At 46.8% G+C, this 8,575-nt stretch carries 13 protein-coding genes and 1 pseudogene; 2 read left to right on the top strand and 12 right to left on the bottom strand.

Annotated features, from left to right (window positions below):
* The 3 genes and pseudogenes from D1159_RS19890 to D1159_RS18050 all read right to left on the bottom strand — a co-directional run.
* Positions 1–242 (bottom strand): annotated as a pseudogene (locus tag D1159_RS19890) (DUF1273 domain-containing protein); the annotation flags it as partial.
* A complete protein-coding gene (locus D1159_RS19885) occupies positions 182–517 on the bottom strand; it encodes an SLOG family protein (RefSeq protein ID WP_161846992.1) in 336 nt (111 codons plus the stop codon). The gene D1159_RS19885 and the pseudogene D1159_RS19890, both read right to left, overlap by 61 nt.
* Before the next feature lie 50 nt (positions 518–567).
* On the bottom strand, positions 568–1,398 hold the full coding sequence (locus D1159_RS18050) for a hypothetical protein (protein WP_161846991.1): 831 nt from the start codon (positions 1,396–1,398) through the stop codon (positions 568–570).
* A 155-nt stretch (positions 1,399–1,553) separates the two neighbouring features.
* On the opposite strand from D1159_RS18050, the gene D1159_RS18045 reads away from it, so the two are divergent.
* Together D1159_RS18045 and D1159_RS18040 are read left to right on the top strand one after the other, a co-directional pair.
* Positions 1,554–1,754 carry a helix-turn-helix transcriptional regulator gene (locus D1159_RS18045; protein WP_279280121.1) on the top strand — a complete coding sequence of 67 codons (201 nt, stop codon included), beginning with the start codon at positions 1,554–1,556 and terminating at the stop codon, positions 1,752–1,754.
* A gap of 106 nt (positions 1,755–1,860) precedes the next feature.
* Positions 1,861–2,118 (top strand): DUF6061 family protein, encoded by a 258-nt coding sequence (locus D1159_RS18040; RefSeq protein WP_161846990.1) that lies wholly within the window; start codon positions 1,861–1,863, stop codon positions 2,116–2,118.
* A 73-nt stretch (positions 2,119–2,191) separates the two neighbouring features.
* On the opposite strand, the gene D1159_RS18035 is transcribed toward D1159_RS18040, so the two are convergent.
* From D1159_RS18035 to D1159_RS19875, 9 genes are all read right to left on the bottom strand, one after another.
* Entirely contained in the window at positions 2,192–3,394 is a 1,203-nt protein-coding gene (locus D1159_RS18035; RefSeq protein ID WP_243152387.1) for an ATP-dependent helicase, read from the bottom strand.
* Positions 3,395–3,449: 55 nt separating this feature from the next.
* Complete coding sequence (locus tag D1159_RS18030; RefSeq protein WP_161846988.1) at positions 3,450–4,037, bottom strand: hypothetical protein; 588 nt, start codon at positions 4,035–4,037, stop codon at positions 3,450–3,452.
* A 681-nt stretch (positions 4,038–4,718) separates the two neighbouring features.
* Positions 4,719–5,081, bottom strand: coding sequence for a recombinase family protein (locus tag D1159_RS20300; RefSeq protein WP_347563727.1), 363 nt, complete (start codon positions 5,079–5,081; stop codon positions 4,719–4,721).
* A gap of 147 nt (positions 5,082–5,228) precedes the next feature.
* Positions 5,229–5,711: a hypothetical protein gene (locus D1159_RS18020; protein WP_161846987.1), complete on the bottom strand. Its 483-nt coding sequence runs from the start codon at positions 5,709–5,711 to the stop codon at positions 5,229–5,231.
* Complete coding sequence (locus tag D1159_RS18015; protein WP_161846986.1) at positions 5,712–6,251, bottom strand: hypothetical protein; 540 nt, start codon at positions 6,249–6,251, stop codon at positions 5,712–5,714.
* A 15-nt stretch (positions 6,252–6,266) separates the two neighbouring features.
* Positions 6,267–6,764 (bottom strand): hypothetical protein, encoded by a 498-nt coding sequence (locus D1159_RS18010; protein ID WP_243152386.1) that lies wholly within the window; start codon positions 6,762–6,764, stop codon positions 6,267–6,269.
* Between the two features lie 45 nt (positions 6,765–6,809).
* Positions 6,810–6,953, bottom strand: a complete 144-nt coding sequence (locus D1159_RS18005; protein ID WP_161846984.1) for a hypothetical protein — start codon at positions 6,951–6,953, stop codon at positions 6,810–6,812.
* 187 nt (positions 6,954–7,140) lie between these two features.
* On the bottom strand, positions 7,141–7,716 hold the full coding sequence (locus D1159_RS19880; RefSeq protein ID WP_243152385.1) for a hypothetical protein: 576 nt from the start codon (positions 7,714–7,716) through the stop codon (positions 7,141–7,143).
* Positions 7,717–7,734: 18 nt separating this feature from the next.
* Positions 7,735–8,175, bottom strand: coding sequence for a hypothetical protein (locus D1159_RS19875; RefSeq protein WP_243152384.1), 441 nt, complete (start codon positions 8,173–8,175; stop codon positions 7,735–7,737).
* Positions 8,176–8,575: the final 400 nt, after the last annotated feature.

Genomic DNA, 8,575 nt, shown 5'->3' with positions numbered 1-8,575 from the left:
TAGGAGCTCTGCCCCATGACAGGCTCAATCAGAATAATCTTTCGGCCCAGCTTTCTGGCATAATTGACCGTCGCCTGAGTTCCGCCCCGCCGTTCTCCGTTGTAGACGGCCAGCAGCAGGCCAGCGGCCTCCACCAGCCGGCGGTTCCGGTCGAGCATACAGCCGTCATAATAATTACGGCTCACATAGGCCACGGAATCGGCCTGTCCCAAAATAGAATGATACCGCGCCTGCGCCGCCAAAGCTCCATTTGCCAGCCTGCTCCTCGCAGGGCAGGAGGGCAATGGAGTTTTAACGCTGGATTTTCTGTGCGCAGCTCCAGGACCATCTGTGACAGCCAGACATCGGAGCCGTCTGCCATGCCGCTGAAAAAATCTGTCACACCGGCCGCCGCTAGTCTGCCAACCTGTTGCACCAAAACCCTTTTTAGCGCAATACACTGCGGGTCTGCTTCATCGTACTTCCAGGGAAACTTATGCGGCCGGTGCCCCGTAAAGGCGCATGTGGTTTCCCTCATATCACTTCTCCCATCCTTATAAATAGAGCCGTATCCTGCTTATCACGCCGTCATGGTTCCTGTGGAAACGTATAAAAATCAAATCCAGCCCCCGGCGACATGATAAGTTCCATGTCCGGAGGGATGCAGGGCGTATCCTCCGCATAATCCGGATGGAATTTCAGAATTGCGTTTTTCAATGCGCCCACATTGATCTTAGATTCCCAGGTCTCATCCGCGTATTGCAGCAGCTCAAAAACCGGCAGGCAGCTGCTCCGGTATGTGTAGAAGCGGAACCCATAGGTGTTGTCAATTCCGTGCTCCAGGTCATAGTCCGTCTGCTGTCCAAGTCTTTTCGTCTTATATGTGAGGTCTTCACAAAGAGGGTACGCGATTGCCAGCGCCCATCCGGCCTGTTTGGTTTCCAGCCAGTAGAGCCCATTCCAGAGATAGCTGTGTCGGAGCGGAGGCCCCCACGGCGTTTCCGTTGGAATTGGAAACTCACCAAAGTATTCTGGGCAGACCTCCATCCCCCAGAGCTTTGTCTCCTCCAGCGTGGTATACGCCGGAATTGGAAGACCATGCGCTGAGAGGTATTGGTAGACCTCGTACAGCGCCACACTCTTGCCTTTATTGAAATAGTCGTCGCAATCATAGATCAGAAATCCGGGATTGCCCAGCAGCGGCAGCCCGTAAACCCGCGCCCTAGGCGAGAGCGCGGGGCAATCCTTTGCCGCCACAAGGTATTCCGTGCCGCGAAACAGCTCAATATGTGAAAACTGTGTAAAAATGTAATACGCGCCTGGGCAGTACAGCTCCGCAGACCGAATGGAGCCGTAAATGTGCTCTACCTTATCAAAATTGAAGGGAAGCTCTGAAATCGGAATTTGTTTTTGCTCCATCTCTTTCTCCTTCCATTATACTTACCTCATATGGCGTACAAACAGTTTCGAAGCGTCCAGGTACAGGGACTAATTGACGCGCTGATTCGCTATAATTACCGTTGAGGTGGGGGGCGGTGTAGCTTAATCAAGCCATTAGCAAGCGGGTTGCCCAGTTGCTGGAAGAGCGTGGCATGACGCAGTATGAGTTATTTATGAAAAGCGGCGTTCCCAGGTCAACCATTGGGAATGTGATAAACTGTGCATATGAATCGGTCAAACTGCGTGTTATCCATGAGATGTGCCAGGGATTCGGAATAGAGTTGGGGACATTTTTTGATTCACCGCTTTTTGATGAAAGCAATTTAGAACCATAGTTCCCTCGGCGCATTAGGTGGGTGTCCGTAAAACAGTAATCAAAAATGAATGGCAACTGCCAGTCAGGATTGGTTACAAAATACAAGGTTTTACGGAGGTTCCACTATGAATAAGCTGTTATCGTGCGAGTTTAACATCGACACCGGCAATGTCGAGCTGCGTTATGCGGACGGGAGTATGATTTCCATTGACTGCATCGAGGTCGAAAAGGAAGTTGCTATGAGCATCAACGCCCGTTCTGAATTGGACTGGCTCGTCTATAATGCCCCCTTGGACTATGCGGAGTTAGTTCTTTGCGGTGACTTGGAGGGCTACCTCAAGCAAGTGTCTAGCCCGCATAGTGGAATTGGCTGGGAGTCATGAACTAATGACAAGACACCACATCCGAGATTATGGTCGGATGTGGTGTCTTTTTGGAGACCTTCAATGCCCAAATTCAATCAGCTTTCACCAGTTTCACACCAGCAATCCCAACCATACACGAAAATATGCTCCCTTTTTCATTCCCATTGTAATCTAACCGTTTAGCGCTTGCTGAAACATACACTTGCTTTTTCGCACGAGTTACCCCAACATAAAAGACTGATAACTCATCTAAAATTTTGTCAACAAATGATGTTGGCAACGGATTCGGTAAAGTGCAGCAGCAATTTGCTCCATTAGCAAATTTATTCATACAATTATTGCAAGTATAATAACCTGGAAATAGCCAACGTTCAATATCTCCGAGAATTACATAGTCCCATTCAAGGCCTTTCGCTCCATGTACGGTTGATAAAATAACTTGTGACTCCACATATTCCATTGCTTGTTTTAACTGCCGGTTTTCAAAAATGTCCAAGAGAAGGGTATATTTATCTTCTGGCAAGAGATCAGCATAATCAATAGAAACTTTCTCTACAAGAGCATCAAGTAATCGAAACAAAGAGTCAATCATTTTCCCGTTTGCGGTTTCATAAGCTTTCTTTACGCTATCTGAAAAAGAAATAAGTGCTTTTTTATTTATCGTTTTCTGTTTACCAAACCGCTTAATGAACATATCTTGACATTTATTGTGGAATTCAACATAATCCGCATCTTCATCGGTAAACATCCCATAAAAATATGGAATTTGTTTACGAGAAAGCTCCGTCTCTACAACTTCCACATTCTTTCCGCGCCCTCGAAAAAGGATTGATATCTTCGAGGTTCCATTGCCCATTAAAGTTTGAACTTTTGTAACGATTTGCTCAGCCTCATCCTGCTGTGTTCTTCCCCAAAACGCAGGTAACCTTGCCGCATCTTCCTCAGAAATAGCTGGAGAAAAACGGGAACTGGCATTTATACGGATATTATTGTCTAACTTTAGCATTTCTGGATTATTGCAAAATCGATAATTCTTAGAAAGTGCTATTTTATCCATTCCATATTCATTAGCGGCACTGGACATGATATTGGGCAATGCACCAATGAAACCATATATTCGTTGTAGCGGATCACCAAGAAAAAGCAATTGCGTCTGATCTGAGATAATCGATTTGAGTAATGCCCACGCTATACAGTTTGTGTCTTGAAATTCATCCACAACAATAAGTGGATAGTAGTTCTTATAGAATTTTTTGACTTCTGCATAATGTGCAAATATCTCTAACACAAACAAAATAACAGCATTATGGGTAATAAACCCTAACGGAAGCAACTTCTTAATAACAATGTCATATAATATCTACAGGTATAGATGGGTTATGAACCTGTTCCAAAACGGATGCTTGATATACATCTTCAATAGAATGACCGTCTATTGATATAAAAAATTTGGAATCCCCCCTAATTCCTTGTACGAGAGGGTACAAATTGGGGGACTTATACTGAACTTCAAAACGTATTACATTACGAGACGATTCCCTGAACAAGAAATTTGGATGAGCTTCATTCTCTTGCTGAGGATACTTCCAGTAATAATTTATATTCACAGATTTGCTTTCGAGATAAAAGCTGTTTTTATCCGAGATTTTCCTACCCAGTTTGTAATCATAGCTGCTTCGTTCCTTATAACGCTTAGGAGTATTACTCCGTTTAATAAGCGTTATCATTTGCTCAGGGGAACACGGGATACCCAACTCCTTGAGAGCAATATTTAAGCAAAAGTCGGCACGGCTCAAAGAGTTTGAACCGAATTTTAATAGAATGGAGGATATTTTTCTTGCTTCCTCATTAAATACCCTTTCTACCACCTCTAAATCGTTGGCCTGTGCAGCAGCAATATAGTTTTTTTCAATGAGTACCCTGGGGTTAATTATCACGGCAATACCCTGTCAGGAAAAACCATTGGGAGCTGTTGAAGATATCAGTTTCCAGCAGATTCCTTTTTTCTCTTATAGGCATACGCCCAACCAATGATTTTCCCCTTTTTATTTTTGATAGGGTAATCATATATGTCTTTATTCTTGTTTTTGTATACTCTGAAGTCACTGGTCAGCATAGAAAAATCATCTGAACTTATCTTTTGATAAAAAGCAAAGGTATGATAACCTGCGGATGTATTTTTCATTTATTTTTATTTTATAAGTGCAAAAGATCATCTCCCCTCCCTGTTGAACACGTTCCAGAATACATATCTTCATATACCAAAAGTGCTTGTCGATAAAAAGAATAACAGTTAAAGAGAACCACCTGATCTACTTGAGTAGGTGGATGAACTGTGATTTCAATGATACGGTAGCCATCCTGAACCCGAACAGCTACCGTACCTCGACACCACGATCTCAGTGCCACACATCATTCTCCTGTACCATGTTCGAGTAGGTTCCGGTACAAGGTGGACTTCTTAACCCCTGTCAGTTCCTCAATCTCCTTGATGGAATATTGCTGAGTACGATATAATTTGATGGCCTTCCTGACAGCATCAGGGTTCATCTTGGGCCTGCCTCCCGTTCTCCCTCTGGCTTTGGCTGACTTCAAGCCTTCTCTGGTACGGTCAGCAATCACATCCCGTTCAAACTGAGCGATGGCCGACATGAGGGGAACAACAGCTTGCCTGTGCTGGTACTAGTGTCGATGGATTCTTTCAGGCTGACCAGATGAACGCCCTTGGACTGAAACAACTCTGTCAGCTTGATCAAGTCCTTTGTACTGCTCCCCAGCCTCGACAGGGATTCGATCACCACGGTATCACCCTCGGTCATCTGGTCGAGCATCTTAGCCAGCTCAGGACGATCACGTTTGATCCCGGTCATCTTTTCATTGTAGATCATATCACAGCCGTACTTCCTGAGAGCATCTAACTGGCGGTCAAGATTCTGCTGCTCAGTGCTGACACGGGCGTATCCAAAGATGTAGTTCTTCATCAGACACATCCTTCCCAATAACGTATAAGAATAGGGATATAGATATTGGAACGAGTTTTGAGACGAAATACCCCTCAAAACCACCTGATTTTAAGGGGTACTCCAGTCCTATTAAACCTGTCCTATTAACAAACGTATTTGGGACACCTACATGAAATCTGATACACTCATTCCAGGTACATCCCATGGATTAATAGGGCTGTGATCGCCGCCTGTGCTGGACGGAGCCGGGTTATCGTTATCGTCACCTGTAGCATCTCTGTACCACTCCATATCCAGCCCAAAGTATTCAGCTTCGGTGTCCGACAATTCAGCAGCATCAGCCATGTAGCGGTAGGATTCTGCCTCACCATCTTCAATCAGCCCATTTTTCAGAACCGTGGCGATCTCGCTCATTCTGTCCCAAGAGATATGTTTTTCGTTTGTCCGCATCAGGTAGTAGTCCAACGCCCTGAAAAGAACCTCAGCTTTCGTCAGGCCAGAGAACTTGCCGAAATCATAGTAGCAGCAGGTCCAGTCCCAGCTTCCAGCTTTCTTGTCCAGGCCGCTTACAACAGCATACTGGGTCATGCTCTCCCCTCGCAGGATAAGCGCATACTGCCCGTTTTCATCAATAAGAGTGTGCTTCATTTAGGATTCCTCCCCGTCATCGGCTAACTCGTCCACCGCAGAGGATGGATGCTGCCAGTCGCAGCAGCAAAACAGGCGCTCGGCTTTCTCTGTATCACCTTGGCACTCGTCGATGAAGTCCTGGCCTGTGTAGCACTGGCTCAAAACTTCGTCCAGTTCTTCCGGGTCTGTAGCCTGGCGTTCAAGGGGAATATGGTTCAAGGCTACATCAGGAACATAGATAACCACATCCAAATGGTGGAATTTGTAAGCCTTAAATATCTCGCAGTTCTGGCCGGGGCCGAATGCCAAAAGGTCATTGAGGGTATGTCCTCGTTGGAGCTGTGACCGCAGCATAGCCTTTGTCAGTGCGCTGTTCTTCTTATCCTGTTCCAATTCAAGAACATCATAGTCAACAGCAACGGAATCCTCAACGCAGCATCCATCAGGAAGCGGGGTATCCGGCCCCAGCGCAATTTCAATCGCATCTTTCAGTGAATTTGTGTCAACGCAACAGTGACCATACATCTGCCAAACAAGCGGTATTCTGTAGGTGTCCATGTTTATCCCCCCTATTCAGCTCCAAGGTTCTTCTCTGGTAAGCAGCGCTGCACCTGGAAAGCTGCTCTGTGGATCGTCTGTCCACCGTTCCTCTGGCTTGAGCCACATATAACGGCATCCGAGGATATGCACCATCCTTACCTGATCATAGAGGCGGCAGAAGTGACGATCCTCTACGATTTGCGCATCGAACCACTCGTTGAGTTCCGCAGCCGTAGCAAAGGTGCGGAGAACCGATGTCCCCGCACCTACCATGTACCGCTGTGTGAAATCCAATAGATGCTCCCGGACAAGTTCGTAGTCCGCAGCCTGTTTCTCGCTCAGAGGATGTTCGTATTCAATGCAGCCCCAGCAGTCACGGCCAGCCTCTTTACAATACTGCCGCTCATTAAAGTTGACGATTTCGATAACCTTGTTGCCATCCGGTTTTGGGAACGTACCTGGCGCAACGGGACGCTTTGTACTGTAGTATTTCATTTCTCCAAATTCACCTCTTTTTCCAATCTTTTTCAACCGTACCATCCGGGAAATAGGTATTTCTGCGGACTTCTCCTGTCCTCAATTGTGTTTTGCAACTTCCATCGGTGTGCCGTCTTTTCTTGCTTTCGCTTTGGCAACGTCCACCGCCTGGGAACAAAGCGAAGTGGTTGTCCAGCAGCGGCCATCCGGAAAGTTGATTTCATAGAGAATATCCATGCTCATATCAGCAGCCCTCCGTCCGCTCCAATCAGACAGTTTATGCGGGGATCATCGAAAGAAACTCTTCCTCGGTCAGAACGGGGATACCCAGCTCACGGGCCTTGGTGAGCTTGCTACTGGGCTTCTCCCCGAAGGGTTCTCCACAGTTCAAGATTCTCTGGCACCTGGAACCAATCGTGAATGTTTCCGCTCAGAGTTGCGCCGAAGTCTGGCAACGCAGTAAAGTCAAAGCCACTCGTGGCCGCTTTCTCGAAATCATCCAAACTACTGTCAAAGTAGTTGTCCAATTCGGAATCAGGCTGGGGGCATAATGGCCACGCTCAAGATTATCCTCGATATGGGGAATTATCATATTGCGCTTGGAAACCAGGATGCGGCACTCCGGATGCAGTTCTAAATTCTTGATAAAGGACAGGTTATGCAGGCTGGCCCTCGACACAATACAGCCGTCGATCTCCACAGGATCAAACAGGGCTACAGGTGCGATTTCCCCGGAACGGCCAGGTGTCCACTCGATGGAGCGGAAGACTGTTTCCAGCATATCGTCCTCAAACTTGAACGCAATGCCGTCCTTGTAGTGATGCCCCGTCCTCCCCAGCGTCTTGGAGTAGGAAATGCTGTCATAGCACAGCACAATCCCATCAATGGGCAGCTTTTCGATATTTGCAATGGTTTTCAGATGTTGGATTTTGCTCTCCATCTCTACCGGAGATACGTTCTTCTCCAGCCGTATGAACGGACAGGTTTCAAAACCAAGTGTGTCCAAATCTTCCAGCAGCCACCCTCAGCTGTCTGTATTGCCGCCAAGAGTATCCATGCCCTCAATCACATTGAAAGCATAGAAATAGATACTGCGGTCTTTACAAATGGCGGGGTCAAGCAGCCGAATAGAGCCAGCGGCCAGATTCCGGGCATTCTTGATGTCCTTGTCCTCAGAACCCTTCATCTGCTCAAAATCGTCAGTGTGGATCAGGCCCTCTCCCGTGACAGTAAGCTTTCCTTTGTGGGGGATCTTCAATGGAACATTGCAGAACACCGGGACGTTGTGGGTCACATCCTCGCCAGTTTCACCATCCCCACGAGTGGATGCCTCGACCAGCCTGCCGTTTTCATAGCAGAGTTTGACGGTCAAGCCGTCCAGCTTCAGCATGAGCAGAGCCGGAGCTACGGCAAGCATGGAAACAAGATGGGAATTGCTGAGAACGATCCCTGTTTTCTGCTCCATCACTGCCAGCTCGTCAAAGAGCCTGTTGTACACCGCATCGGACACACTGGGCTTTAAAATGTACCCCTACAGTGTGCAAAGCTGATATTTTTTGCTGGATCTACTGGGGAGCGGCTTTGTGCAAAATGTCCCTTGCATTTCAAAAAAGGATCCGCTATAATAAAAATAAAACTTAATAGAGCAATCAACGACACATGCGGCGCTTTGCGCGTAAGACTGATTATGGTACGGATGCGGCGATGTGTCAATGGCGATTTGATTACGGCATATGCGTCTGCATATGCCGTTTTTTGCGAGGCCTCCGAAAATATTGTGTAAAAGAGAAAAAAGACATCCTTTCAGTCAAGAATCGGAGCAGGCATCGAACTTGATTGAAAGGATGAATTTTTAATGGAAAAGA

The organism is Pseudoflavonifractor sp. 524-17 (assembly GCF_009935845.1).
Taxonomy (GTDB): Bacteria; Bacillota; Clostridia; order Oscillospirales; family Oscillospiraceae; genus Pseudoflavonifractor_A.
Note: the sequence above shows the minus strand (reverse complement) of the source record. Positions and strands in the feature narration are given on the sequence as shown.

Bases quoted from the DNA above. Each gene is read 5' to 3' on its own strand.
- D1159_RS19875 (WP_243152384.1), bottom strand. From the start codon at position 8,175: ATGGAGCAGAAAACAGGGATCGTTCTCAGCAATTCCCATCTTGTTTCC.
- D1159_RS20300 (WP_347563727.1), bottom strand. From the start codon at position 5,081: ATGAAGAACTACATCTTTGGATACGCCCGTGTCAGCACTGAGCAGCAG.
- D1159_RS18020 (WP_161846987.1), bottom strand. From the start codon at position 5,711: ATGAAGCACACTCTTATTGATGAAAACGGGCAGTATGCGCTTATCCTG.
- D1159_RS19885 (WP_161846992.1), bottom strand. From the start codon at position 517: ATGAGGGAAACCACATGCGCCTTTACGGGGCACCGGCCGCATAAGTTT.
- D1159_RS18040 (WP_161846990.1), top strand. From the start codon at position 1,861: ATGAATAAGCTGTTATCGTGCGAGTTTAACATCGACACCGGCAATGTC.
- D1159_RS18005 (WP_161846984.1), bottom strand. From the start codon at position 6,953: ATGAGCATGGATATTCTCTATGAAATCAACTTTCCGGATGGCCGCTGC.
- D1159_RS18050 (WP_161846991.1), bottom strand. From the start codon at position 1,398: ATGGAGCAAAAACAAATTCCGATTTCAGAGCTTCCCTTCAATTTTGAT.
- D1159_RS18015 (WP_161846986.1), bottom strand. From the start codon at position 6,251: ATGGACACCTACAGAATACCGCTTGTTTGGCAGATGTATGGTCACTGT.